Source organism: Allobosea sp. OAE752, assembly GCF_050433265.1.
Classification (GTDB): Bacteria; Pseudomonadota; Alphaproteobacteria; order Rhizobiales; family Beijerinckiaceae; genus Allobosea; species Allobosea spartocytisi.
Map to the genome: position 1 here is coordinate 42986 of NZ_JBNPXO010000015.1, position 26199 is coordinate 69184.

The following is a 26199-nucleotide window of genomic DNA, read 5'->3' on the forward strand; positions in this document are numbered from 1 at the left end:
GCTGATGGCGCTGAAATCAGAAAACCGGCCGAAAGGCCGGTTTTTTGTTGGCTGGTCGAAAGCTTGCGTCATGCTCGGGCTTGATCCCAGCATCTCATGACGAGGAAGTTCCAGAGCCTCCTCCTGAACGAGATTCCCGGGCCTGCGCTTCGCTCCGCCCGAGCATGACGGCAAGCGGCCTCCTCACAACCTGCGCCGCTTCTCCAGCGAGCGGCTCCAGCGCGAGAGGGCGAAGCAGATCAGCCAGTAGATCGCGCCCGAGAAGGCATAGGCCTCCATGTTCATGCCGACCCAGTTGGGATCGGCGAGCGAGGCCTGGGCGATGCCGAGCAGGTCGAGGATCGAGACGACCAGCACCAGCGTCGTGTTCTTGATCAGGGCGATGAACTCGTTGGTCATCGCCGGCAGCGAGATGCGCAGCGCCTGCGGCAGGACGATCAGCCCCGTCGCCTTCCAATAGGTCAGTCCGAGCGCCGTCGCGGCTTCGCGTTGGCCCTTGGGCAGCGCCTGCAGGCCACCACGCACGGCCTCGGCCATATAGGCCGCGATGACGAAGCCGAGCCCGATCACGGCGCGCGCCAGCCGGTCGATATCGATGCCGCCCGGCATGATCAGCGGCAGCAGCAGCGAAGCCAGGAAGATCACCGCGATGATCGGCACGCCGCGCCAGAACTCGATGAAGATGACGCTGATCAACCGGATGACGCGCAGCCCCGATTGCCGCCCGAGCGCGAAGAGGATGCCGAGCGGGATCGCGATCAGGCTCGCATAGACCGAGATGAACAGGGTGAGCATCAGCCCGCCCCAGTCGCGCGTCTCGACATGGCGCAGGCCGAAGCCGCCGGAGAGCAGCCAGATGCCGAGCGGCGGCAGCAGGACGAGCATGGCGACACCGAGCTTCAACTTCAGCCGCTGCGGCGCGAAGACGACCCCCGCGACGCCGAGCACGAAGGCGATGCCGGCGATATCGACGCGCCAGCGCTGGTCGGCGGGATAGAGCCCATACATGAACTGGCCGAAGCGGGCGCGAATGAAGACCCAGCAGGCCCCGCCCGCGGTACAGTCGGCGCGGGTCGTGCCGCGCCAGCTCGCATCGATCAGCGCCCAGCGGATCAGCGGCACCGCGACCCAGGCGATGGCAAGCGCCAGCACCACCGTGACGAAGGCGGTGAAGGGCGTGCCGAACAGGCGCTCGCGCCAGAGCGAGAGCGACGAGGCGCTCCGGGGGGAAGCCAGGCCGCTCATCGCGTCACCAGAGCGATGCGGGCGTTGTACCAGTTCATGATCGCCGAAACCGCAAGCCCGATGACGAGATAGACCGCAAGCGTCATCGCGATGATCTCGATCGCCTGGCCGGTGTTGTTCAGCGCCGAGCCCATGAACAGGCTGACCAGATCGGGGTAGGCGATGGCCGCGCCGAAGGAGGAGTTCTTCAGCACGTTGAGATACTGGTTGGTCAAGGGCGGGATCATCACCCGCAGCGCCTGCGGGATGGTGACGAGCCGCAGGATCTGGCCGGAGCGCAGGCCGAGCGCCGAACCCGCCTCGGTCTGGCCATGCGAGACCGACTGGATGCCGCCGCGCACGATCTCGGCGATGAAACCCGCCGTGTAGGTGACGAGCGCCGCCAGCAGCGCGACGAATTCAGGGATGACTGCGAAGCCACCGCGATAATTGAAGCCGCGCAGCACCGGCACGTCCCAGCGCGTCGCCAGCACGGCCCAGGTCAAGGCCAGCACCGGCACCGCGAGCAGCAGGACGAGCCCGACGCGCAGCGTCGGCGCGTGGAGCCCGGTCCGCTCCTGTCGCTTGCGAGCCCAGACATGGAAAGCGGCGTAAGCCAGGACGCAGGCGAGGATGATCAGGCCGGCGATGCGCAGGTTGTCCATGCCGTCCGGCAGGGGAATCGTCAGGCCGCGATTGTTGAGGAAGGCGACCCCGAACAGTCCGATGCTCTGGCGCGGCGCCGGCAGGGCGGCGATGACGCCGAAATACCAGAACAGCACGAAGAACAGCAGCGGGATGTTGCGGACGAACTCGATATAGGCGCCGGCGATGGTCGAGAGCAGCCAGTGCGAGGAGAGCCGGGCGATGCCGACGACGAAGCCGAGCGCGGTGGCGAGAATGATGGCGATCACCGTCACCAGCATGGTGTTGGCAACGCCGACCCAGAACAGGCCGAGGATGTTGTCGGCCTGGGTGTAGCCGGTGAGGACGAAGGGCACCTCGATGCCGGAGGTGCGCCAGAGGAAGCCGAAGCCCGAGGCGATGCCGGCCTTGACCATGTTCTCCGAGGCGTTGCGCACGAAGAAGATCGTCAGGCCCACGAGCAGGACCACAACGGCGATCTGATAGAGCCAGTCGCGGACGCGCTTGTCGTTGATGAAGGAGAGGAAGCTGCTCACGCCGGCCTCGATCAGGAGTCGCGGGCGTCATTCCCGGGCGGTGCGAAGCGCAGACCCGGGAATCTCGTGACGCTCAGGCTGGTTTCCGAGATGGTCGGGTCAAGGCCCGGCCATGACGTTCTTCAGACCGCTCTCACTGGAAGGGCGGGGTGAACAGCAGGCCGCCCTTGGTCCAGAGCTGGTTCTGGCCGCGCTCGAGCTTCAGCGGCGATCCCATGCCGACGGTGCGCTCATAGCTCTCGCCGTAATTCCCGACCTGCTTGATGGCGTTATACATCCAGTCGTTCGGGAGCCCCATCATCTCGCCGAAGCCACCCTCGGCGCCGAGCAGGCGGCGGACTTCGGAATTCTTCGAGCTCGCCTTCATCTCGTCGACGTTCTTGGAGGTGACGCCGAGCGCCTCGGCCGCGATGGTGCCGTTCAGCACCCAGCGCACGATGAGCTGCCAGCGCTCGTCGCCCCAGCGCGTCACCGGCCCCTGCGGGTCGTTCGAAATCGGCTTGGTCAGGATGATGTGATCGTCGGGGACCTTGAGCTTGATGCGCTGGCCGGCGAGCGCGCCGACGCCGGCGGTGTAGGCGTCGCAGCGCCCGGCGTCATAGGCCGCGATGGCGTCGTCGTTCTTCTGGAAATTGGTGATGGTGACCTTGAGATTGCGCTCGCGGAACCAGTCGGCGGCGTTCTTCTCCTCGGTCGAGCCGGCGGCGACGCAGACCGAGGCGCCGTCGAGGCCCTCGGCCTCCTTCACATTCGCCGATTTGCGGACGATGAAGGTCTGGCCTTCGTAGAAATTGATGCCCTGGAAGTTGAGGCCGAGCGTGGCGTTGCGCGAGAAGGTGATGGTCGAGTTGCGCGCGAGCACGTCGACCTGGCCCGATTGCAGGATCGGCCAGCGCTGCTGCACCGAGGTCGGCGTGAACTTGACCTTGGTCGCGTCGCCCAGGATGGCGGCCGCGAGCGAGCGGCAATAATCCACGTCGAGGCCGGTCCACTCGCCCTTGTCATTGGCGAAGGAGAAGCCCGGCAGGCCGAGATGCACGCCGCATTCGAGATTGCCGCGCGCCTTCACGGCATCGAGTGTGGGGCTCGGCGCCAGCTGCTGAGCGCTCGCCAGCGAAACCCCGGCGGCGAGAAAGGCAGCCGCACCCAAAATCCTGATCGTCATATCGTCTCCCCGAAGCCGTGAGCGGCTTTCTGCATTGAGGCCGGGACTATGCAACAGATGGGCCGTAAGCGGTACCCGACGAAGTGAGCATTCCTGCCGGGAGGCGTCAGTCAGTTGCCGAACACCGTGTTGAGCTGGGCGCCGACCATGATGAAGGTGGTGCGCTTCGACATCTCCTTCAGATAGACCGCCCCGATATAGGTCATCGCCGAGCGCACCCCGCCCATGATCTCCTGCATCGCGCCCTCGACCGGGCCGCGATAGGGCACCTCGACGGTCTTGCCCTCGGAGGCCCGGTATTTGGCGACGCCGCCGGAATATTTGTGCATCGCCGTGTCGGAGGACATGCCATAGAAGACCATCGCGACCGGCACCTTCTCGCCGTCGCGCTCCTCATAGCGGATCTCGCCCTCGCATTCGTCATGGCCGGCGAGCATGCCGCCCATCATCACGAAATCGGCGCCGCCGCCATAGGCCTTGGCGACATCGCCCGGCACGGTCAGGCCGCCATCGCCGCAGACCAGACCTTTGAGCCCATGGGCCGCGTCAGCGCATTCGATGATGGCCGAGAGCTGCGGATAGCCGACGCCGGTCATCTTGCGGGTGGTGCAGACCGAGCCCGGCCCGATGCCGACCTTGACGATATCGGCGCCGGCCAGGATCAGCGCCTCGGTCATGTCGCCGGTGACGACGTTGCCGGCCATGATCGCCGCGTCAGGGAAGGCAGCGCGCGTCGCCTTGACCGTATCGACGAATTTCTCCGTATAGCCATTGGCGACGTCGAGGCAGATCTTGGAGATCGGCGACTGGGCGTGGACGGCCTTGAGCTTGTCGTGATCGGCCTCGGTGGTGCCGAGCGAATAGAAGGCATTGGCCGATTCAGGTTCGCGGAAGAAGGCGATCAGGGCCTCGGCATCGTAGTGTTTGTGCAGGGCGACCATGGCGCCGTGCTTCCGCAGCGCCCGCGCCATTGCCATGGTGCCGACCACATCCATATTGGCCGCGATCAGCGGGAAGCCCTTCCATTCCGCGCCTGTGTGCGGGAAGCGGAAACTGCGTTCGACATCGACATGGGCGCGGCTGCCCAGCGTCGAGCGCTTGGGACGGATCAGCACGTCGCGGAAGTCGAGCTTGGGATCGTTTTCGATGCGCATGGGCCGGCCTCGGGCTGGGCGATGGTCCGCGCACGCTGGCAGGCGTGCGCCGATTCATAGCCCCGGACGGTCGCTGGAGGCAAATCGGCGGATGGACCTCAACGCGCCGCGGCGGCGAGGCCTTGCGCGAGGCCGGCGGCGAGCGCCGCCCGCTGGCGCGTCAGGAAAGCCTCGCCATCGATGCGTTGCGCGTCGCCGGCCCTGATCACGGACAGCCGCTCCGCGAGCGCGCGGGCGAAGTCCGGCGCGCCGTCGGCGAGCGTGAAGTTAGCCGGCAATTCGGTGAAGCCGCGGCAGGAGAGCGAGGTCGCGACGGCCGGCAGGCCGAGCTGCATCGCCTCGATGGTCTTGAGCTGCACGCCCGTGCCGGCCCGGCTCGACAGCGCCACGATGCGGCAGGAGCGCAGGAACGCGTCGGCGGCCGGGACGCGGCCGACCAGCGTGACATTGAGCGGCATGCGCAGCTCGGAGGGGACGCGGCCGGCGACAGCGATCCGCAGATCGTCCGGCAGCAGCGGGCAGACCTCCTGCAGGAACCATTCGAGGCCGACCCGGTTCGGCACCCAGGTCCAGGTGCCGATCAGCCCGATGTCGAAGCTCGCAGGCGCGTCCTGCCCCGCCACGATCGCGGGCGGCGCCGTGCCGGAAACCAAAGGCAGCACGGCGGACTTGTCCCGGGCTTCGGCGCCCATCGCCCGCCGATCCTCCTCGGCAAGGGTCCAGACGAAGCGCGACTGCCGCCAGAGCCGGCGTTCGATGGCCTCGAGCAATCGAGCCTCGCGGGCGAAGAGCCGGCGGAGCAGGACATGGCCGGCGTTTTCGGCATTCTGCCGCGCCGAGGCGTGCTCGATATTGTGCTCGACCAGCACGCAGGGCGCGATCTCCAGTAGTTCCGGGAAAGCGCCGGGCAGCATCACCGAGTTGAGGACGAGCGCATCGAACGGCCCACGCGCCCGCACGGCCTCGACCAGCCGGCCGGCGCCCGCGAGCCTCAGCTTGGCGCAGGCGACCGGCAGGCCGAAGCGAAAAGCGGCCGCGATCCAGCGCAGTTGCCGCCCCGTCGAGGCGACCGCATTCTCGATGTCGATCTCGGCCACGACAACGGCCTGCTCGGGATCGGCCGGCGTTTCGCCATGGCGCGTGAAGCCGATCGCCGTCACCTCATGGCCGGCGGCGCGCAGCGCCGAGAGGATCGCGGCATTGGCGATCTCAAAACCCGTATCCGGCCGGGCAACCGGAATGAGCGAAGTCAGAAAGGCGAGGCGCAAGGAAAGCGGGTCCGCGGCAAGATGTCTTTCAGTCGGCCGATTGCCGCGGCAGGTCAAGCCGCCCCATCTGCTATGCTCAACGAGGCTTTGCCGGAAAAGGCCGGTGGATCGCGCTTTGCGAACACCGAACTTTAAGCCGGCCGGATCTATGAGGTTCGCCATGGTTGCGGCTGAACCGACGAAACAGACCGATGCCGGCGCGCGGGGCGGTGCCTCGCCGCTGCGCTTCGCGACGCCCGAGAGCTTCGGCGTGGTGGCGCAATCGCCGCCCGAGATGCTGGCCGGCGTCGCGAGCGTCGTCTGCGTGCCGACCTTCAGGCGCCCCGACATGCTGGAGGCGACATTGCGCTCGCTGGCGGCGCAAACCGGCGGGCATGATTTCGCGGTGATCGTCGTCGAGAACGAGGGCCAGGAACAGGCCGGCGCGCAGCGCGCGAAGACCCTGCTCGAAGCCGGGCTGTTCAAGGGCCTCGTCATCGTCGAGCCGCGCCAGGGCAACTGCAAGGCCTATAACGCCGCCTGGCGCTGCGCGCTGACACGCTTTCCGGCCCTGCAGCAGGTGCTGGGGATCGACGACGACGAGGAGGCCGAGCCCGGCTGGCTCGACGCCTTCCTCAAGGCGGCGGCGACCACCCCGGCCGAGCTCTTCGGCGGCTCGGTGACACCGGTCTTCGCCGACCGCTCGCGGGCCTGGCTCGCGGCGCATCCGGTCTTCCGCTCGCATTATGCGGTCTCCGGCCCGGTGCCGATGCTCTATTCGAGCGCGAACTACCTGATCCGGCGGGAGGTGCTGGAGCGGCTGGGCTTCCCCTTCCTCGACGAGAGCTTCGACTTCACCGGCGGCGGCGACACGGATTTCTTCACCCGCGCCAGGGCCGCCGGATTCCGCTTCTGGTGGGTGCAGGAGGCGGCGCAGCGCGAGACGATGCCGCAGCGCCGCACCGAATTCGGCTGGATCGCCGCGCGCGGCCTGCGCAACGGCGCGATCTCGGCCACGATCGCGCGGCGGCAGAATCCGGGCGCCGCGGGCCGGCTCAAGGTGCTGGCGAAATCGCTCGCGCTGCTCGCCGCTTCCGTACCACGCGGCATCGCGCTCGGCCTGAAGAGCCGCTCGGGAACCATCGGGCTCTACCACACCCAGGTCGCGCTCGGCCGGCTAATGTCGGAATTCGGCGTCGCCAACGAGCAATACCGCAAACCGGAGAAGAACTGAGGCCGGTCGAGCGGGGGCGAGCCTCATCTCCTGAGGAGTGCCGAAGGCGCGTTTCCTGAGAGTCCCGCGTTTTCAAGGAAATGCGGATCATCCCGGCCGCAGCGAAGCGGAGAGCCGGGATCCATGCCTGAACCTTGTCGGGTACGTTCCGGCATGGATCCCGGGTCAAGCCCGGGATGACCGCGTGGTTCCGTACAAAATCAGCACGCTCTTAGGATGAGTCTAGGATGAGGGCCTGGGGAGTCCGGACCGGCTCCGGACCGCCAGCAGGTGCCGCCTCAGCTCTCGTTCACGACGAGGCCGCGCAGCTTGTTGGCGTTGACGCCGAGCTGCGTCTTCAGGCGCTCGATATCGGCATCCGACAGCTTGGCCTGGCGTGAGACCACGAGGATGTCGTCCACCACCTCGGCAAAGCGCCGCGCCAGCGCGCTGCCGGCCGTGGCATCGACGATGACCGGTCCGAAACGATGCGCCGCGCCGAACAGGCCGTTTTCCAGCGAGCCCGTCGCGGGCAGGCCCGGCCGGTTCGAGCGCGGCAGGAAGGCGAGATCGCTGCCTTCATCCTTCAGGATCGCGCGGGCAAGCGTGCGGCTGCCGCCGATCACCTCTTCCAGACCGGCCGACGCATCGGGCGCGAAGATCCGCGTCAGGGCGAGAGCGCCGTCGGCGGCATCGACGAGCAGCGCCGGCTGGCCGGCCAGAGCGGCATCGAGCGCGAGATTGAGGGCGAGCGTCGTCGCGCCCACCTGCGGCTGCAGGCCGAGCACCAGGATACGCCGGCGCGGATTGTCGCCGGCGCCATGAACCAGTTCGGCCCTGACAGCGGCGACGGCCATGGCAAAGCTCGCCTGCGGCTTGTCGATGACATCGACGAGATGCGCCTTGGCCTGGAAGACCGAGCGCGCGGCCTCGAGTTCGCGGCGCCAGCGCCGGTTACGCACCGCCGGAATCTTGCCGAGCGGCGTCAGGACCAGCGGCGGCGACGGCTTTTCCGGCTTCCGGTCCGGCTGACCGCCCGGAATCGCGATGAGGCGGCGCCAGCCCGCCTTGTCGCCGGCCGGGGGAGGCGTCTGGACAGCGGCGGGGCTCACCGGCGGCGGAACGGGTTCGGGCTGCTCGGGCACGGGTGGCGCGACCGGCTGCGGCTGCGGAGGCGGAGGAGGCGTCAGAATCACGGCTTCGGACGGCGGTGCCGGTCGGGCCGGCGGAGGCGGTGCCGGTTCCTCGGCTTCAGACTCGACCGGGCGCGGCTTGCGCCGCCAGAGGGATCTGCGGGCCGACGGGGCCTTCTCCTCCGGCACCGGGCGGGGCACCGCGAACAATGCGAGAGCCAGCGCCAGCAACGCTCCCGCGCCGCCGCCGCCGAAAGCGCCGAGCAGCGCAATGCTGCGGCGGCTGACGCCGCTCTTCTCCAGCGGCGGCATGGCCGGGCTGATGACGCGGGCATTGGTCGTGTCGATGCCGCCGAGCTCCCCGGTTTCGCGGGCTCGCTTCAGGAAGGCGTCGTAGATCGCGCGGGAGGATTCGACCTCGCGTTCGAGCTCGCGCAATTCGACCGAGGCGCGGCCGGCGGCGTATTGCGCCGTGGTGAGCTGGTCGACGCGGCGCGAGAGCTGGCGCTCGGCCTCGGCGGCGCGGTCGTATTCCGCCTTGGCAGCGCGGGCGATGCGGCTGAGCTCGTCGGCGATCTGGCGGCGGGAATCGGTCACCTGGGCGCGGGCGGCCGTCAGGGCCGGATGGCGCGCGCCGAGCGAGGCGACGAGATCGGCCTCCTTGCTGAGTGCCGCGCCAAGCTGGGCGCGCAGCGCCGTCATCGTGTTGGAGGCGACGGCCTCCGGGATCGCGCCGGCCTCGACGTTGGAGGCGCGGGTCGCGGCGATCTGGTCGTATTTCGCCTTGGCCTCGGTGGTGCGCTGGCGGGCGGCGACGAGCTGGGTGGCGTTGAGCGAGAGCTGTTCCTCGCTGAGCGACTTGTTGCTGCCGAGCCCGACGATGTTGTGGGCTTCCTTGTAGGCCTCGGCCTTGTCCTCGGCGATGCGCAGGCGGCCGCGCAATTCCTCGAGCCGCGCGGTCAGGGCAGACGTGGCGCGCCGGGCTGCATCGACGCGGACCTGCGCCTGGTCCTCCAGATAGGCTTCGGCGAGGGCATTGGCGATCTGCGCGGCCTTGTCCGGGTCGCCGGCCGTGGCGGAGATGTCGATGACGAAGGTGCGCTCGCCGCGACGCACGGCGACGCTCTTGTCGAGCGCGGCCAGCGCATAGAGCATGGCGTTGCGATCGGTCGTCGCCTTGTCGGGGCCGAACAGGCCGGAGAGGAGGCCACCACGGGCCGGTCCGCCATAATCGGGATCCTTGTCGAGCCCGAGCTTCTCGATCACCCGCGACTTGATGCTGTCCGACGCGATGACGCGTGCCTGGCTTTCGAGATAGCTGAGAATCGAGGTCGGGTCGCTGCCGACGGTGTTCGGGGAGACGTCGTTCTGGAGCACGCGCAGATCGCGCGGGTCGATGAAGAGCTGCGCCGTCGAGGTGTATTTCGGCGCGATCAGCAGGCTCGCCAGGACGGCGAGGCCGAAGCCGACGAGCGCGCAGAGCAGGATCAGCCCCTTGCGGCGCCAGAGCGTCGCCACGATCCAGAGCGGATCGGCGAGGCGGCCGATCTCGACCGGGCGCGCCGTTTCCGGCGGAGCGCCGCGATCGGCCCCTTCCAGTCGATCCTTGTCGGCCGTTTCGGTGGTGAACATGACGCTACGCTTCACTTTCCGAACTCACCCCGTGCCGCGCCGATAGCGCTCGAGCACTGCCATCATCGGCTTCGGCCGGTAATCCGCATCGAGCGGCAGGGGCCTCGCCTTGGCGTCGTCCTTGCGCGGGAAGGTCTCGCCCACCCAGGAATAGCGATCGGTCAAACCCCAGGTGACGATCGCCTTCGGCCGCTTCGCGGAAACGACGGCATTCAGGAAGGTCGAGACCAGCGCGGCGGAATGCTTGTCGCGGAGCGCGGCATCGGCCGGCATCTTCCAGTCGATCACGTCGAGTTCGGTGATCTCGACATCGAGGCCGAGCTCGTCGAGATCGCGCATGAAGCGCTGCAACCCGTCGGTATCGACCTGCTTCTCGGCATAGAGATGCGCCTGCATGCCGACGCCATGGATCGGGATGCCCTTGTCCCTGAGGCGCCGGCAGATGTCGAGCGCGACCTTGCGGCGGGCGGCGGCGACGGGGTCCGGCTCCTCGAAATGGAAATCGTTGAGCACGAGGCGCGCCTTCGGATCGGTGCGGGCGGCCGTGCGGAAGGCGATCTCGACATGCTCCGGCCCGAGCAGGCGCTGCCAGATCGTGTCGCGCCAAGGGCCACCGGAGGTGGGGTCGTATTTGATGACCTCGTTCACCACGTCCCAGGTGGCGATGCGGCCCTTGTAGCGATCGACGACCACCTCGATGTGGTTGACGAGCTCGCGCTCGGCCTCGGCGCGGGTCTTCATCTCCTTTACCCAGGGGGGCAGGGCCTCGCCCCAGAGCAGCGTGTGGCCGCGCAGCGCCTTGCGGTTGGCCTCGGCGAAGGCGACGAGCTCGTCGGCACCGGAAAAATCGAAGCGCGCGCGGTCATGGCGCAGCGCCTCCCATTTCAGGTCGTTCATGGGCACGACGACGTCGCAATAGCGCTTCAGCGCCTCGCGATAGCGCGGATCGCTCCGGAAAGCGCCGATCTCCGCGGCCGAACCCATGGCAATCGGGCGCGCGGCCGCCTGCCCCGGGGCGGAGCCGAGCATGGCGACGGCCGCGGAAACGGCTCCCGCACGCAGCGCAGCGCGGCGCGTGAGCGCGAGGTCGTCCCGGTCCGGTTCGGCTTCCTGCATGAAGTTGGTGCGCTTCCGTTTCGTTTAGGGTCGCTCAACGCCTCTCGGCTAAGTGAATTCCATCATCCGCGCGATGGCAGGCATGGGCCGGGCCAGCGTCCCCGAGTACCGTCCATGTTACCGAGCCGTGCCACCACCCTCTCCTATCTCACCATCCTGAGCGGCTCGGCCGGCCGGCTCGTCATCTCCCTTGTCTACTTCCTTATCGTTGCGAATACGTTGACCTTGGGCGAGTTCGGCCTTTTCGCCACGGCCTCCTCGACCGGGCTCATCCTCTCGCGCCTGCTCGCCTTCGGTTTCGTCTCGCCGCTCTATCGGGTGGCGACCGTCAAGCCGCGCCTGCTCGGCGCCTATCTGGCGGGCTTCGCGGGCTTGAGCCTCGCCTCGCTGCCGCTGATCGCCGCCATCTCGGCCGGCGCCTACTGGCTGCTCTTCGCCGAGCGGCTGGCAGCGCTGCCCTTCGCCCTGATCATCGTGGCGGAGGTGCTGTGCTGGCGGCCGGTCGAGGTCGTCGCCATCGTCAATAACGGGCTCAGGCGCTTCCGGCAGGCGGCGCTGCTCGTGATCATCGGCTCGTCGCTGCGGACGCTGGCCGCGCTGCTCTTCATCGCCTTCGGCCATCGCAGCCTCGAGATCTGGGCCGGCGCCTATCTCGCCGCAACCTTCCTGAGCCTCGTCGTCGCGCTCGCCGCCTTCCTGCCGCCGGCGCGCTGGCGCTTCGTGCGGGCGCTCTATCCGCGGCGCATGGCGGATGCCGTCTTCGCCGGTGCGGCCGATATCGTCTTTTACGTCCAGTCGGAGCTGGACAAGCTGCTGGTGCTCGGCCTGGCGGGCGAGCGGACCGCAGGCCTCTATGCCATCGCGCTCAGGGTGATCGACCTCACCGCCATGCCGGTGCGCAGCTTCAACCAGATGCTGGTGCAGAAGATCATGCAGGATCGCGGGCTCGGCGGGGGGCGGCGCCTCGCCGCCTTCGAGATCGGCATCGCGCTGGTCTCGACCGCCGGCCTCGTCGCCGTCATCATCGCGCTGAAGCCTTTTCCGGGGCTGCTCGGCCGCAATGTCTCGGAAGCCGCCTATCTCTTCGCGCCGATGCTGCTGGTGCCGGCCTTCCGCAACCTCGTCGAATACCATGCCGAACTGCTCTATGCGCGCGAGCGCACCGGTTCGCGGATCGTGCTGCTGTGCCTGCTGACGGCGCTGAAGGCAGGGCTGATCTCGCTGGTGATGACCCGCTTCGCCGCAGGCGAGGCCTGGGCGAGCTGGATGAACCTCGTCTTCGGGCTGGTCTATCTGGTCTCCGCGAGCTTCACCTACCGGCTGCTGGCGCGCGGCGGCTACAAACAGCGCTGAGGGTCAGGCCGAGGCCTGTCTCTCGAACAGCGCCCGGACTTTGTCGAGCGGCTGGCCGATGAAGGACTGCACGCCGACCGCGACCTGCCAGGGCTCCAGCACCTCCTCGAAGGTCTTCAGCAGGTCGAGACCGGCGACATCCTCGGGGAACCAGTAGACCTTGCAGAGCTCGCGTGGATCGGGCCAGTGCCGCGCGGCCTCGAGCCCGAGGACGCGTTCGACGTAGTAGCCGTAGATCATGTATTCGGAGAATTGCCGGTCCCGCGCGATGGCGGAGACCCAGTCGCGGCCGCTCACCGTCTCGATATGCGCGAGCAGCCCGAGCACGTGGTCGCGGCGCCAGCTCACCATGTTGTTGATGTAGTCCGGCCCCGGATAGGACGGCGCGCCGAGCCCGAGCAGGGACGAGGCGTTCTCGCACCACGGCCGATGGCGCGCCATGTCGGCCGCGATCGCCTCCGGCTTGCGATAGAGCCTGACGGCGCCGTCCCGCTCCAGATCCGCGAGATCGAAGGGCCGCAGGAACAGCATGTCGGAATCGGCGAAGAGGATGACGTCCTCCCCGGCGACCGTGGCGACCGCGAATTTGCGCAGTTGCTGGGCGTGCCAGCCGCGCAGCGGCGGGAGGCCCCGCGCCAACGCGCGCATGCCGGTCCAGACCCGACGCCGGCCGAGGCTCAACGGATCCGGCCTGGGCTTCAGCCAGGACGGCAGGAGCTGCGATTCAGGGAGGATGCGCCGTTTCGGCCCTTCGAGGTCGCGAAACAGCGGAACGTCGCGATCCTCGACCAGGAGGTAGTGCACGCCATGGCCGGTGACGAAGCGATCGATGCTGGCGCAGAGCAGGCGGCAACGATCGACGTCGCCCCTGTAGCTCGGCGTCGCCAGGGCATAGCTGAAGGTCACGGGCGTCAGCCGGCCTGCCGGCCGCTAGCGAGATATTGCCGCGCCACCCGCATCAGGAAGGCCGGATTGCCGAGCACATAGCGGCGCCAGAGCCGGCTCGGCTCGAGCCAGAGCCGATAGATCCATTCGAGGCGCGCCTTGCGGATCGCCTCCGGGGCACGCTGCACCTCGCCGGCGAAGAAATCGAACAGAGCCCCCACGCCGGCGGCGACCGCGCAATGCTGGGTGCTCAGCTTCTCGGCGATGAAACGCTCCTGCATCGGGTTGCCCATCGCGACCAGCAGCAGATCGGGCCGCTCGGCCTTGAGCCCGTCGAGCAGCCGCGCTTCCTCCTCCGGGGCGTAGTAGCCATGCGAGACCACCTTGAAGCGATGCTGCGGATAGCGCCGGGCCAGATTCTCGACCGCGCGGTCGGCCACGCCGGGGCGGCCGCCGAGCAAGGACACGCGAAGCGGCCGCAACTGCGCACCGAAGAAGGCCGGGAGGAAATCCGTGCCGTTCAGATTGGCCGGGAAAGGCTTGCCGTAGAGCAGCGAGCTCCCGAGATCGACGCCGATGCCGTCCGCGAGGACGAGAAAGGTCGAAAGGCTACGCTGCAGAGCCAGGTCGCCGGCTGCGACATTGACGAGATTGGCGTTGCAGAAGGCGAGCTTGACATGGCCGCCTTCGACGATGGCCTCGCGCAGCTCGGCGATCGCGGTATCGCGGGTCACCACGGCGATGCCGATGCCGCCGATATCGCGCTTGCCATAGCCTTGGCGCCGGCGGGGCTCGGCCTCGTTCGCGAGGGGCATAGAAAGCGCTGCAGGCACGGTCGTTTTCGATCCTGAGAACTGAGGCAGGCTCATGATGACGGGATGTGAAGGCGGAACCAGCACTCAGGTCAAGGCGAAGTCAAGCGAAAGGTGAACGCCGCCTTCACGCAATCCAGGAGAAAGAACTAACGGCGATCCCGCAGCAAAACCAATGACTTGTTCCGAACCGAAACGAAAGCCTACAAGACCGTCGCTTCCGTTGCGTCGGCGCCGGCCGCATCTGTTGCAGGGTGGGACGAACAGACCCCTGTCGTACCGTTTCGGAACGTCGGACGGGCGGTTTCAACTGCGGCAAAACGAGGTGAGTGATTAACAGATTGCATAGCGGCCACGCGACGGCTGCAAGCCTGCAGCTTGGCTCTGGCTCGCCGCTCCCTCGCTCGCTAGGCTGGCTGGCAACGAATCCGGGGAGGCTGAGCGAATGAACCAAATCGATTTAAGGAAGCGCGTCGCCATCGTGACGGGAGGCGCGCAGGGGATCGGCCGCGCCGTGGCCGAACGCTTCGCGGCAAGCGGTGCGACTGTGGCAATCTGGGATGTCGATGGCGGCCTCGCCGCGAAGACCGCTGCCGAAATCGGCCATGGCGCGACGGGCAGCGCGGTCGATGTCACCGACGCCGACGCCGTCCAGGCCGCAAGCGATGCGCTCGAAGCCAGACATGGCAGCGTCGACATCCTCGTCACCAGCGCCGGGATCGCCGGGCCGAACCACAAGACCTGGGATTATCCGCTCGAGGACTGGGCGCGGGTGATGCGGCTCAACCTCGACGGCACGCTGCATTGCTGCCGTTCCGTGATCCCGGGCATGATCAAGCGCAATTACGGGCGCATCGTCCTCGTCGCTTCGATCGCAGGCAAGGAAGGCAACCCCAACGCCTCGGCCTATTCGGCATCGAAGGCGGCGGTGATCGCGCTGACCAAGTCGCTCGGCAAGGAACTCGCCGACAAGGACATCGCCGTGAACTGCATCACGCCTGCGGCGGCGCGCACCCGCATCTTCGACCAGATGAGCGACGAGCATATCGGCTACATGCTCGCGAAGATTCCGCGCGGACGCTTCCTGCTGCCGGAGGAGGTCGCCTCCATGGTCGCCTTCCTCGCCTCGGCCGAGAACAGCTTCACCACGGCCGGCGTCTTCGACCTCTCCGGCGGACGGGCGACGTATTAGGATTCACGATTCCCCATCGAAAAACGCCGTCATTTCGGACAAGCCGCGTTAGCGGCGCCGATCCGGAATCCATCATCAAGCCCGGAATGACGGCGTAGTTTTCGTCTCAAGACCGCACGACCCAGCTTGATGACGCAGCCCAGCACCGAGACGCCGGATCGGAGAAGCAGCTTTGCCAAAAAGCGGTTCCCGCTTCCCGGCCTCCTGCTCTAGGGTCTGGGCTCACGATCGACGGACTTATGACCTGGCGCCCATGACGCAGACGCTTCCCTCCGCCGCCGTCCTCGGCGCCCGTGCCTTCGCCGCGCTTTCCGGCCTGAACCGCTTCTCCGACGAGCCGGGCAAGCTGACGCGGCTCTATCTCTCGCCGGCGCACAGGCAGGCGGCCGAATGGGTCAAGGGTGCGATGGAGGTGGCGGGGCTTTCCGCCTTCATCGACGCGGCCGGCTCGGTGCAGGGCCGGCGCGAGGGCACTGTGCCGGGCGCGCCCGCCGTGCTGATCGGCTCCCATATCGATACGGTGAAGGATGGCGGGCGCTTCGACGGCAATCTCGGCGTCGTCGCCGGCATCCTCGCGGCGCAGGCGCTGCGCGATGCCGGGATCGGCCTGCCCTTCCCGATCGAGGTCGTCGCCTTCGGCGATGAGGAGAATGTCCGCTTTCCGACGCATCTCTCCACCTCCGAGGCGCTGGCCGGCCATTACGACCCGGCCTGGCTCGAGGCGCGCGACAGCGAGGGCGTGAAGCTCGCCGACGCGCTCGTCGCCTTCGGCGGCAATCCGGCCGGCATCGCTTCGCTCACCCGCAAGCCCGGCTCGATCCGGGCCTATCTCGAAGTGCATATCGAGCAGGGGCCGGTGCTGGAGGCCGAGAACGAGCCCGTCGGCATCGTCACCGCCATCAACGCCCAGAGCCGGGCGCGCGTGCGCGTCACCGGCGAGGCAGGGCATGCCGGCACCGTGCCGATGGCCCTGCGCAAGGACGCGCTGACCGCCGCCGCCGAAATGGCGCTGGCGCTGGAAGAGATCGCCGCGGCGCATGAGCTCGCCGTCGGCACGGTCGGCGTGCTCAGCCCCGAGCCCGGCGCGACCAATGTCGTGCCCGGCGCCGCCGAATTCACCATCGACTACCGTGCGCCCCGGAACGAGACGCTGGCCGCGATGGAGGCGGCGATCCGCAACCGCTTCGGCGCCATCGCGGCGCGGCGCGGCGTCGGGCTGGAGATCGTGCCCTATGCGAAAGCCGCGGCCGTCCCGATGGACCCGCAGCTGCAGGACGCTTTCGCCGCCGGCATGGCGCGGGCCGGCAGCAACCTCTCCGCCCGGCGACTGCCCTCCGGCGCAGGACATGACGCGATGGCGATGGCGGCGATCGCTCCGGTCGCCATGCTGTTCGTGCGCAATGAGAAGGGCATCAGCCACTCGCCGCGCGAGAACATGACCGAGGCCGATGCCGGCACCGCCATCAAGGTCCTGCTCGAAACGCTGCTGGAACTGGCCGAACGTTCGAAATAGAAGGGTTCCAGCCGCGACACCGCGCGCCATTCCGCCGCGACCCCAAAAGGCCTAGGAGAGGCGCGCCGCAGGAGGCTGGCCATGGATTTCGAGAGTTTCTTCCGCAGCGAGCTCGACGGGCTGCGACGCGAGGGCCGCTACCGGGTCTTCGCCGATCTGGAGCGTCAGGTCGGACGTTTTCCGACCGCGACCTATCACGGCGAGAGCGGCCCGCGCGACGTCACCGTCTGGTGCTCGAACGACTATCTCGGCATGGGTCAGCATCCGAAGGTGCTCGCCGCGATGCATCAGGCGCTCGACGGTTCGGGCGCCGGCGCCGGCGGCACGCGCAATATCGGCGGCACCAACCACTACCATGTCCTGCTGGAGCGCGAGCTCGCCGATCTCCACGGCAAGGAAGCGGCGCTGATCTTCAATTCCGGCTACATGGCGAACTGGGCCGCGCTCTCGACGCTGGCCGCGCGCATCCCCGGCTGCATCGTCCTGACCGACGCGCTGAACCATGCCTCGATGATCGAGGGCATCCGGCATTCGCGCGTCGAGAAGCACATCTTCGCCCATAACGACCCGGCCGATCTGCGCCGCAAGCTCGCCGCGCTCGATCCGAGCAGGCCGAAGCTGATCGCCTTCGAGTCGGTCTATTCGATGGATGGCGACATCGCGCCGATCGCGGAATTCTGCGACATCGCCGAGGAGTTCGGCGCCATGACCTATTGCGACGAGGTCCATGCTGTCGGGCTCTACGGGCCGCGCGGCGGCGGCGTCTCGGAGCGCGAGGGGCTGACCGGCCGGCTCACCCTGATCCAGGGCACGCTGGCGAAAGCCTATGGCGTGATCGGCGGCTATGTCGCAGGCTCGGCGGCGCTGTGCGACTTCATCCGCAGCTTCGCCTCCGGCTTCATCTTCTCGAGCTCGCTGCCGCCGGCGGTGGCGGCCGGCGCGATCGCCGCGATCGCGCATCTCAAGGAGAGCCCGGCCGAGCGCGAGCGCCAGCAGGACCGGGTGCAGGCACTGCGGCGCAAGCTCGACGCGGCCGGCATTCCGCATCTGGAGAACCCCAGCCATATCGTCCCGGTGATGGTCGGCGAGGCGAAGGCTTGCAAGGCGATCAGCGACGAATTGCTGGCGCGCTTCGACATCTATGTCCAGCCGATCAACTATCCGACCGTGCCGCGCGGCACGGAGCGGCTCAGGATCACGCCCTCGCCCTTCCATTCCGACGCCGATATCGATGCGCTGGTGGCGGCGCTCGGTGCGATCTGGGCGCGGGATGGGCTGAAGCGCGCGGCTTGAGGCCGGTCAGCCGCGCTTGGCCACGATCATCAGGGTCGCCGAGAGCAACCCGAAGACCGTGGCGAGGCCAGCAAGGATCAGGGTTCCCAGCCACAGGGACAGAAAACCCTCGATCTCGGCCTTGTCCGGCGTTGCTGCGTCGTAAAGCACGATCACCTGATCGCCCCTGCGATAGGCCGGTGGGCTCGTGCCCCATGAGGTCACGAAGGTGACGGCCTGTCCCTGCGCCGTCTGAAAGCTCACGACCGGGCGGTAGGTCGAGTTCCCACCGCCGTGCCGGAGTTCGACTACGGTTCCTGAGGCGCGCTCGGCACGCGCCAGCAGCTTCTGGTTATGGCTGTAGGTGAAATAGCAGGCCGTCGCGAGAATGACGGCAACGACCCCGAAAACGCAGCCGATGCGCCAGAACAGGAGCCTGCCATCCTGGGCAAGGCCCCCGAACCGTTGCTTCCTGCGGCTTTCGCCCATCCGCCTTCAGAGATTGAAGACGCGGTGGGGGACGAACTCGCCGTTGTCGATCGAGCCGGTCGCGATCAGCGTGCCGGCGCAGGTCGCATAGGCCGCCTCGGCCGCGATCGGCGCTCCGGCGCCACGCAGCAGGGCGCTCTGGCCGCGCTTGAGGCGGGTCGCGGCGTCGCGATGGATCACGACCTCGGGAATGAGCGTCAGCGCGGCCTTGACCGGCTTCAGCGCCGCGGCTGCGCCCTCCGGGCTCTCGCGCAGGGTCTCAACGGCGGCTGCGTCCGCCACGGCGAAGGGGCCGACGCGGGTGCGGCGCAGATGCGCGACATGGCCGAGGCAACCCAGCGCGAGCCCGAGATCGCGAGCGATGGCGCGGACATAGGTGCCCTTGCCGCATTCGGCCTCGAAGGTGGTGGTCGCGCCGTCATGGCTGACGATGGAGAGCGCGTCGATCTCGACCGGGCGGGCCTGCAACTCGACATCCTCGCCGTCGCGGGCGAGGTCGTAGGCGCGCTCGCCCGCGATCTTGATCGCCGAGAATTTCGGCGGCGTCTGCATGATCGTGCCGGTGAAGCGCGGCAGCAAGGCCACGATGGCGGCTTCGTCCGGCCGCTTGTCCGAGGTGGCGATGACGCTGCCCTCGGTATCGTCGGTATTGGTCTGCGTGCCCCAGGCGACGGTGAACTGATAGGCCTTGCGGCCATCCATCACGAAGGGGACCGTCTTCGTCGCCTCGCCCAGCGCGATCGGCAGCAGGCCCGAGGCGAGCGGATCGAGCGTGCCGGCATGGCCGGCCTTCTTCGCCGAAAAGGCGCGCTTCACGACGCTGACCGCATGGGTCGAGGTCATGCCGACCGGCTTGTCGAGGACGACCCAGCCATGGACGTCGCGCTTCTTCGGGCGCGGCGCCGGGGCGGCGTCCTGGCCCGGGGCGATCTCGGATGGGTTCTCAGCGGTCATCGTCACGGCGGTCGTTTTCGGGGGCTTGGTCTTCGTGGTCCTGGTCGATCTTCAGGCGCTCCACCAGCGTGTCGCGGCGCACCTGCTCGGTATCGAGCAGCGCGTCGATGCGCTCGGCCTCGGCGAAGCTCTCATCGGCGCGGAAGCGGATATCCGGCGCGTATTTCAGGTTCACGCGATGGGCGATCTCGCCGCGCATATAACGCTTATTGGCTTCGAGTGCCTTGAGCACCGGCTTAACATCCTGCCCGCCGAGCGGCATGATGTAGGCCGTGGCGAGCTTGAGATCCGGCGAGAGACGGACTTCGGGAACGGTGATGACGTGTTTCGCCAGTACATCGTCATGGATGTCGCCACGCGCGAGCATCTCAGCCAGCGCATGGCGAATAAGTTCGCCGACGCGCAGTTGCCGCTGCGACGGACCGGAGGGTTTTGCAGGTTTGGCCATGGTTCTCGTTCTCCGGGATCGGACCGGATCAAACGTCACAGCCGGGTCTCACCCGACCGTCTCTTCAAAGATGAGGCGCTGGACGCGCTCTTCTCGTCACGAGATGGCCGGACCAAGCCCGGCCATGACGCGCTGTTTCAGGAAGCGCCGCCTCAGAGGGTGCGCTTGATTTCCTCGACGCGGTAGCACTCGATCACGTCGCCAGGGCGCATGTCCTGGTAGTTCTCGAAGGACATGCCGCATTCCTGGCCGGCCACGACTTCCTTGGCGTCGTCCTTGAAGCGCTTGAGCTGGGCGAGCTTGCCCTCGTGGACCACGACGTTGTCGCGGATCAGGCGGACATTGGCGCCGCGCTCGATCGTGCCGTCGGTGACGCGGCAGCCGGCGATCTTGCCGACCTTCGAGACGTTGAAGATCTCGAGGATCGTCGCATTGCCGAGCATGGTCTCGCGCAGGGTCGGCGCCAGCAGGCCCGACATCGCATCCTTCACGTCATCCATGAGGTTATAGATGATGTTGTAATAGCGGATCTCGACGCCGGCCCGCTCCGCCGCCTCGCGCGCTTCCTTATGCGCGCGGACGTTGAAGCCGACCACGACCGCGCCCGAAGCCTGGGCGAGCGTGACGTCCGACTCGGTGATGGCGCCGACGCCCGAGGACAGGACGCGAGCCCGCACCTCGTCGTTGCCGACCTTCTCGAGCGCTCCGACGATGGCCTCGACCGAGCCCTGCACGTCGCCCTTGACGACGAGCGGGAACTCCTTGCGGCCGGCGCCTTCCTTCAGATCGCGCATCATGTCGGCGAGCGAGCGACCGGCGCCGGAGGCAGCGCCACGGGCAGCGAGACGATCGCGACGCTGCCGCTCCCGGTACTCGGTGACCTCGCGGGCACGCGCTTCCGACTCGACCACCGCGACGCGGTCGCCGGCCTCGGGCGTGCCGTTGAAGCCGAGAACCTCGACCGGCATGGAGGGCGGCGCCTCCTTCACCTGCGCGCCGGTGTCGGCGATGAGCGCACGGACGCGGCCCCATTCGGCACCCGCCACGATGATGTCGCCGGTGCGCAGCGTGCCGCGCTGAACGAGGACGGTCGCGACCGGGCCGCGGCCGCGGTCGAGCTTGGCCTCGATGACCGTGCCTTCTGCAGCGCGGTCGGGATTGGCCTTGAGATCGAGCACCTCGGCCTGCAGCGCGATCGCCTCGAGCAGCTTGTCGAGGTTGTGGCCGGTCTTGGCGGAAACCTCGACCTCAAGCGTCTCGCCGCCGAGCGTCTCGACCTGGATCTCGTATTGCAGCAATTCGGCCCGGACACGATCGGGGTTGGCGTCGGCCTTGTCGACCTTGTTGATCGCCACAATCAGCGGCACGCCGGCCGCCTTGGCGTGATGGATGGCCTCGGCCGTCTGCGGCATGACGCCGTCATCGGCCGCGACGACCAGCACGACGATATCCGTCACCTTGGCGCCGCGGGCGCGCATCGCCGTGAAGGCGGCGTGGCCGGGGGTGTCGATGAAGGTCACCTGGCTGCCCAGCGGCGTCGTCACCTGATAGGCGCCGATATGCTGGGTGATGCCGCCGGCCTCGCCGGTGACGACCTTGGTCTTGCGGATCGCGTCGAGCAGCGAGGTCTTGCCGTGGTCGACATGGCCCATGATCGTCACGACAGCCGGGCGGGCCTCCAGGGCCTCGTCGGTGTCCGGCGTATCGAACAGGCCTTCCTCGACGTCGGATTCGGCGACGCGCTTGACCGTGTGGCCCATCTCCTCGGCGATGAGCTGAGCGGTGTCGGCGTCGATCACGTCGGTGATCTTGTGCATCGCGCCCTGCTTCATCAGCAGGCGGATGACGTCGACGCCGCGTTCCGTCATGCGGTTCGCGAGTTCCTGGATGGTGATCGTCTCGGGGATGATCACCTCGCGCATCACGCGCTCTTTCTGAGCGTCGGAGGCGCGGTGGCCGGTCATGCGCTGCACGCGGCGACGGAACGAGGCGACCGAGCGTGTCCGCTCGTCCTCGCTCCCGGTGGCGGTCGACAGTGTCAGGCGGCCACGGGGCCGGTCATTGCTGACCTTGGGCGTCTTGGGCGCCGCCGGAGCGGGACCGCGGCCAGGCCCCGCACCCAGGCCGGGACGGCGGAACGCGGCCTTGACGTCGACATCATCAGAGCGATTGCGCGTGGTGTTGGCCGAGGGAGCCTGGCGCACGGGGCGGGCGACCGCGGGCTCGGCCGGAGCCGAAGCATCCATGCGCGGCGCACGGGGCGCATCGGAACGCGGCGGACGCGAATCCAGCCGCGGCGGGCGCGCGCCGGTGTCGCGCATCGGCGGACGCGGCGTGAACTCGCGCGGACCGGACGGGGCCGGGCGGCCATAATACTGGGTCGGCTGGGGCGCCGGAGCCTGGTCCGGCGACGGGGCGGACTCACGCGGCTGCTGCGCGGGTGGCGGCGAAGCCGGGCGGGCGACCTGCTCGTCGCGCTGGCGCACGACGGTCTCGGCGCGGCGCTTCTGCTCGTCCTCGTGACGGCGGCGCTCCTCTTCCTGGCGCTGGCGAGCCAGGGCGGCCTCGCGCTCCTGGCGTTCGCGCTCGGCGGCCTGGGCGCGCTGGCGGGCCTCGTCCTCGGCGGCGCGGCGCGCCTCTGCCTCGGAGCTGCGGGCCTCGGCCAGAGCGCGCTGGCGGGCGTCCTTCTCCTCATCGGAGAGGGTGCGCAGCAGCATGCTGCCGGCCGGACGCTGCGGCGCGGGCGCCTGAGGAGCGGGGCGCGGGGCGGACTGGGCCGGCGCCGGCTGCGGCGGACGCGGCGGGACGGGCTCCTTGACCTCGTGCCCCGGGACGCGGCGCTTGACCTCCACGACCACCTGCTTCGTGCGCCCATGCGAGAAGCTCTGCCGAACAGTGCTCTGCTCGACAGGTCGCTTCAACGACAGGGTCTTGGGCGGGTTGACGCTGAGAGTCTTGTCGCCCGGGGTCTTGCTATCGGTCATTCCGCGTTCGGTCCTGCCGGTTCGGTCGTGTCTTCGGGTTCATTCTGGTCGGATGCGGCGGTATCGTCCGTCCGGTACCGGACGAGCCGACGCCAGCGGGAGAGGACACCCTCCGCCGCCGGACCCGGAGCAAGCGCGGCATGTATCACATGTGCCCGCCCCAACGCCAATTCCAAATCCGCCGCCGCGAAAATCGTGACGACGGGCAATCTGCGGACCTTGAGGCCCTCGCTCTCGCGGGCCGCCTCGGCCCGCCGGATGGCCTGGCCGATCTTGCGCTTGCCATCCTCGGCGCCATCGCTCGCCGCGATGACGGCGAGGCAGCGGCCGGTTTCGACCAGAGCCTCGACCTTGCCGAAGCCGGCGACGACGAGGCCCGCCTTGTTCGCCATCGACAACGCCTGCTGCACGTCCCGCAGCATCAGCGCGTCGATCATCTCCGGAAGGTCGGCGGGAACCGCGACCTTCGTCTTCAACGAGCGCTCGAACGCCTTGCGCCGGATCGCCTCGGTCACGGCCTTGCGACTGAGGCTCGCCCAGACACCGCGCCCGGGCAGCTTGCGCCGCAAATCCGGCACCAGCGTCCCGTCAGGGCCGGCGACGAAGCGGATCAGATCGTCGGGGGCCTTCACCGCACGGGTGAGGACGCAACTGCGCTCCGATCCTTCCTTCAGCGTCGCCGCCTTCATCGCGGGCGCTCCGCTCAGGCTTCGGCGGCCTCGTCGGCTTCTGCCTCGGGCTCCTCCGCCGGAGCCTCGACCCAACCCGCATGAACGCGTGCGGCCATGATGATGGCTTCCGCATCCTGGCGAGAGAGATCGAAGCCGTCGAGATAGCCGGCATGACGGGTCGATTCACCGTCCTTGCGCTCGGTCCAGCCGGTGAGGTCGTCCGTGGCGCAGCCGGCGAGATCCTCGACGGTCTTCACGTCGTTCTCGCCGAGCGCCACCATCATGGAGGTGGTGATGCCCTCGACCTCGCGCAAGGCGTCCTCGACGCCAAGCGCACGGCGCTTCTCGTCGAATTCAGCCTCGACGGCGGCGAGGTGCTCCAAAGCCCGGTTCTGAATCTCGGAGGCGGTGTCCTCGTCGAAGCCCTCGATCGAGGCGAGCTCGGAGAGCTCGACATAGGCGAGCTCCTCGACATTGCGGAAGCCTTCGGACGCCAGGAGCTGGCCGACCGTCTCGTCGACGTTCAGCGCGTTCATGAAGATCTCGGTGCGCTGCACGAATTCCTTCTGGCGACGCTCCGACTCCTCGGCTTCAGTGAGGATGTCGATGTCCCAGCCGGTGAGCTGCGAGGCGAGGCGGACGTTCTGGCCGCGGCGACCGATGGCGAGCGAGAGCTGCTCGTCGGGCACCACCACCTCGATCTTGTCGGCTTCCTCGTCGAGCACGACCTTGGCGACTTCCGCCGGCTGCAGCGCGTTGACGACGAAGGTCGCGACATCAGGCGACCACGGGATGATGTCGATCTTCTCGCCCTGGAGTTCGCCGACGACGGCCTGGACACGCGAGCCGCGCATACCGACGCAGGCGCCGACCGGGTCGATCGAGGAATCGCGGCTGATCACGGCGATCTTGGCGCGCGAGCCCGGATCGCGGGCGACGGCCTTGACCTCGACGATGCCGTCATAGATCTCCGGCACTTCCTGGCCGAAGAGCTTGGCCATGAACTGCGGATGGGTGCGCGACAGGAAGATCTGCGGGCCACGCGGCTCGCGGCGCACGTCGTAGACATAGGCGCGGGCACGGTCGCCGACCTTGAAGGTCTCGCGCGGGATCATCTCGTCACGGCGGATGATCGCCTCGCCGCGGCCGAGGTCGACGAAGACGTTGCCGTATTCGACGCGCTTGACCGCGCCGTTGACGATCTCGCCGATGCGATCCTTGTACTCGTCGTACTGGCGGTCGCGCTCGGCCTCGCGGACCTTCTGGACGATAACCTGCTTGGCCGACTGGGCGGCGATGCGGCCGAAATCGAAGGGCGGCAGCGGATCGGCGATGACGTCGCCGACCTGGGCGGCCGGGTTATGGCGCTTGGCCTCGTCGACGGTGATCTCGATCGCCGGGTTCTCGACGGTCTCGACGACCTGGAGGTGGCGGGCGAGGCGCAGTTCGCCGGTCTTGGTGTTGATCTCGGCATGGACGTCGGTCTCGGCGCCGTAGCGCGAGCGGGCCGCACGGGCGATCGCGTCCTCCATCGCGTCGAGCACGATCTGCCGGTCGATCGATTTCTCGCGGGCGACCGCATCCGCGATCTGCAGCCATTCGAGCCTGTTGGCGGCGACCACCATGGCGCTCACTCCTCTTCCGTATCTGTTTCGTGCGGAGCCGGTCCGCGCTTCTTGCCCGGACGCGGGCCGAGCGATTTTCCATGGCCCTTCTTCGGGCCGGCGACTTCGTCGGGTGCCGGCATCTCGGGCGGCAGGCCCGATTTGCCGCGACGCAGCGACTCGGTGACCAAAGCGTCGGTCAGCACGAGACGCGCATCCGCGATCAATCGCATCGGGATGGCGACGTCGCGCTCCTCGTCGCTCCTGGCATCGTCGCGGGCCAGCAGCGCATCCGTACCGGAAACCCCGCGCAGGATGCCGCGGAAACGCTTGCGGTTGGCGACCAGCTCGCTCGTGTCGATCTTGGCGAGGTGCCCGGCCCAGCGCTCGAAATCGCTCGCGCGCACCAGCGGGCGGTCGATCCCCGGCGAGGAGACCTCGAGATAATACGCCGCCTGGATGGGATCGTCGACATCCAGCACCGGCGAGACGGCCTGGCTGATTTCCTCGCAGCCCTCGACCGTCATCGAGCCATCCGGCCGCTCGGCCATGATCTGGACGGTACAGCCATTCTGCGCGGTCACGCGCACACGCACCAGCCGGTAACCGAGATCGACGATCGCCGGCTCGATGATCATGGCAACGCGCGCCGCCACGCCGCTCTCGACGACGAGGCGCGGCTCCTGAGCGGATGATGCTGTCGGTTCGCTTGTCGGTTCGTTCATGCCCCGGGCCGTCCCGTCTGCCTGGCGGGTCGCGGCCAATAAAAAAGAGCGGGCCGGCCGGCCCGCTCTTGATCACCGGCGTTAACCGATACCAGAGCTGTTGGCCGCTATGTAGTCCGCCTTGCGGCAAGATGCAAGCGTGGCCGCGGCCGCGCCAGAAGGGCCGAGATTTGCCCTTTCCCGCTAACCCGTTGGTCATCCTTGCGTGTCACCTTCACGGTGAAACCCTGCG

The 26199-nt window shown here is 68.1% G+C and carries 21 protein-coding genes; 5 read left to right on the forward strand and 16 right to left on the reverse strand.

Annotated elements, in window-relative coordinates:
• Positions 1–183 precede the first annotated feature (183 nt).
• From GGC47_RS26075 to GGC47_RS26095, 5 genes are all read right to left on the reverse strand, one after another.
• Entirely contained in the window at positions 184–1245 is a 1062-nt protein-coding gene (locus tag GGC47_RS26075) for an amino acid ABC transporter permease (protein WP_038365057.1), read from the reverse strand.
• Entirely contained in the window at positions 1242–2405 is a 1164-nt protein-coding gene (locus GGC47_RS26080) for an amino acid ABC transporter permease (RefSeq protein WP_260368382.1), read from the reverse strand. Before GGC47_RS26080 ends, GGC47_RS26075 begins: the two co-directional genes overlap by 4 nt.
• Before the next feature lie 133 nt (positions 2406–2538).
• Positions 2539–3570 carry an amino acid ABC transporter substrate-binding protein gene (locus GGC47_RS26085; RefSeq protein WP_038365060.1) on the reverse strand — a complete coding sequence of 344 codons (1032 nt, stop codon included), beginning with the start codon at positions 3568–3570 and terminating at the stop codon, positions 2539–2541.
• 110 nt (positions 3571–3680) lie between these two features.
• Entirely contained in the window at positions 3681–4724 is a 1044-nt protein-coding gene (locus tag GGC47_RS26090) for a GMP reductase (protein WP_142023411.1), read from the reverse strand.
• A 98-nt stretch (positions 4725–4822) separates the two neighbouring features.
• Positions 4823–5992, reverse strand: coding sequence for a glycosyltransferase (locus GGC47_RS26095; protein ID WP_429069611.1), 1170 nt, complete (start codon positions 5990–5992; stop codon positions 4823–4825).
• A 160-nt stretch (positions 5993–6152) separates the two neighbouring features.
• Between GGC47_RS26095 and GGC47_RS26100 the strand changes: the two genes are divergently transcribed.
• Complete coding sequence (locus GGC47_RS26100) at positions 6153–7205, forward strand: glycosyltransferase family 2 protein (protein WP_429069614.1); 1053 nt, start codon at positions 6153–6155, stop codon at positions 7203–7205.
• Between the two features lie 278 nt (positions 7206–7483).
• On the opposite strand, the gene GGC47_RS26105 is transcribed toward GGC47_RS26100, so the two are convergent.
• Both GGC47_RS26105 and GGC47_RS26110 read right to left on the reverse strand, forming a co-directional pair.
• Positions 7484–9949 (reverse strand): exopolysaccharide transport family protein, encoded by a 2466-nt coding sequence (locus tag GGC47_RS26105; protein ID WP_429069616.1) that lies wholly within the window; start codon positions 9947–9949, stop codon positions 7484–7486.
• Positions 9950–9973: 24 nt separating this feature from the next.
• A complete protein-coding gene (locus GGC47_RS26110; RefSeq protein WP_142023415.1) occupies positions 9974–11065 on the reverse strand; it encodes an endo-1,4-beta-xylanase in 1092 nt (363 codons plus the stop codon).
• Positions 11066–11179: 114 nt separating this feature from the next.
• Here GGC47_RS26110 and GGC47_RS26115 point away from each other — a divergent pair, with 114 nt between their 5' ends.
• Positions 11180–12418: a lipopolysaccharide biosynthesis protein gene (locus tag GGC47_RS26115; protein WP_142023416.1), complete on the forward strand. Its 1239-nt coding sequence runs from the start codon at positions 11180–11182 to the stop codon at positions 12416–12418.
• Between the two features lie 3 nt (positions 12419–12421).
• On the opposite strand, the gene GGC47_RS26120 is transcribed toward GGC47_RS26115, so the two are convergent.
• Together GGC47_RS26120 and GGC47_RS26125 are read right to left on the reverse strand one after the other, a co-directional pair.
• Positions 12422–13324 (reverse strand): DUF6492 family protein, encoded by a 903-nt coding sequence (locus GGC47_RS26120; RefSeq protein WP_142023417.1) that lies wholly within the window; start codon positions 13322–13324, stop codon positions 12422–12424.
• A gap of 5 nt (positions 13325–13329) precedes the next feature.
• Positions 13330–14118 carry a WecB/TagA/CpsF family glycosyltransferase gene (locus tag GGC47_RS26125; protein WP_051988253.1) on the reverse strand — a complete coding sequence of 263 codons (789 nt, stop codon included), beginning with the start codon at positions 14116–14118 and terminating at the stop codon, positions 13330–13332.
• A 442-nt stretch (positions 14119–14560) separates the two neighbouring features.
• Between GGC47_RS26125 and GGC47_RS26130 the strand changes: the two genes are divergently transcribed.
• From GGC47_RS26130 to hemA, 3 genes are all read left to right on the forward strand, one after another.
• Positions 14561–15307 carry an SDR family NAD(P)-dependent oxidoreductase gene (locus GGC47_RS26130; RefSeq protein WP_038365070.1) on the forward strand — a complete coding sequence of 249 codons (747 nt, stop codon included), beginning with the start codon at positions 14561–14563 and terminating at the stop codon, positions 15305–15307.
• Between the two features lie 253 nt (positions 15308–15560).
• Entirely contained in the window at positions 15561–16820 is a 1260-nt protein-coding gene (locus GGC47_RS26135) for an allantoate amidohydrolase (RefSeq protein ID WP_142023418.1), read from the forward strand.
• Between the two features lie 81 nt (positions 16821–16901).
• On the forward strand, positions 16902–18113 hold the full coding sequence (hemA, locus tag GGC47_RS26140; RefSeq protein ID WP_142023419.1) for a 5-aminolevulinate synthase: 1212 nt from the start codon (positions 16902–16904) through the stop codon (positions 18111–18113).
• Between the two features lie 6 nt (positions 18114–18119).
• Here hemA and GGC47_RS26145 read toward each other — a convergent pair whose 3' ends face one another.
• The 7 genes from GGC47_RS26145 to rimP all read right to left on the reverse strand — a co-directional run bounded on the left by GGC47_RS26145 (position 18120) and on the right by rimP (position 25967).
• Positions 18120–18581 carry a DUF3592 domain-containing protein gene (locus tag GGC47_RS26145; RefSeq protein ID WP_051988254.1) on the reverse strand — a complete coding sequence of 154 codons (462 nt, stop codon included), beginning with the start codon at positions 18579–18581 and terminating at the stop codon, positions 18120–18122.
• Positions 18582–18587: 6 nt separating this feature from the next.
• On the reverse strand, positions 18588–19535 hold the full coding sequence (truB, locus tag GGC47_RS26150) for a tRNA pseudouridine(55) synthase TruB (protein WP_142023434.1): 948 nt from the start codon (positions 19533–19535) through the stop codon (positions 18588–18590).
• The gene (gene rbfA / locus GGC47_RS26155) at positions 19525–19983 is read right to left on the reverse strand and encodes a 30S ribosome-binding factor RbfA (protein ID WP_038365076.1); all 459 of its coding nucleotides are present in this window, start codon (positions 19981–19983) and stop codon (positions 19525–19527) included. Before rbfA ends, truB begins: the two co-directional genes overlap by 11 nt.
• Positions 19984–20135: 152 nt before the next feature.
• Entirely contained in the window at positions 20136–22967 is a 2832-nt protein-coding gene (infB, locus tag GGC47_RS26160) for a translation initiation factor IF-2 (RefSeq protein ID WP_142023420.1), read from the reverse strand.
• Complete coding sequence (locus GGC47_RS26165) at positions 22964–23656, reverse strand: RNA-binding protein (RefSeq protein WP_142023421.1); 693 nt, start codon at positions 23654–23656, stop codon at positions 22964–22966. Before GGC47_RS26165 ends, infB begins: the two co-directional genes overlap by 4 nt.
• Before the next feature lie 14 nt (positions 23657–23670).
• Positions 23671–25263: a transcription termination factor NusA gene (gene nusA / locus GGC47_RS26170; RefSeq protein ID WP_038365079.1), complete on the reverse strand. Its 1593-nt coding sequence runs from the start codon at positions 25261–25263 to the stop codon at positions 23671–23673.
• Positions 25264–25268: 5 nt separating this feature from the next.
• Complete coding sequence (rimP, locus tag GGC47_RS26175) at positions 25269–25967, reverse strand: ribosome maturation factor RimP (protein ID WP_051988256.1); 699 nt, start codon at positions 25965–25967, stop codon at positions 25269–25271.
• Between the last annotated feature and the right edge of the window lie 232 nt (positions 25968–26199).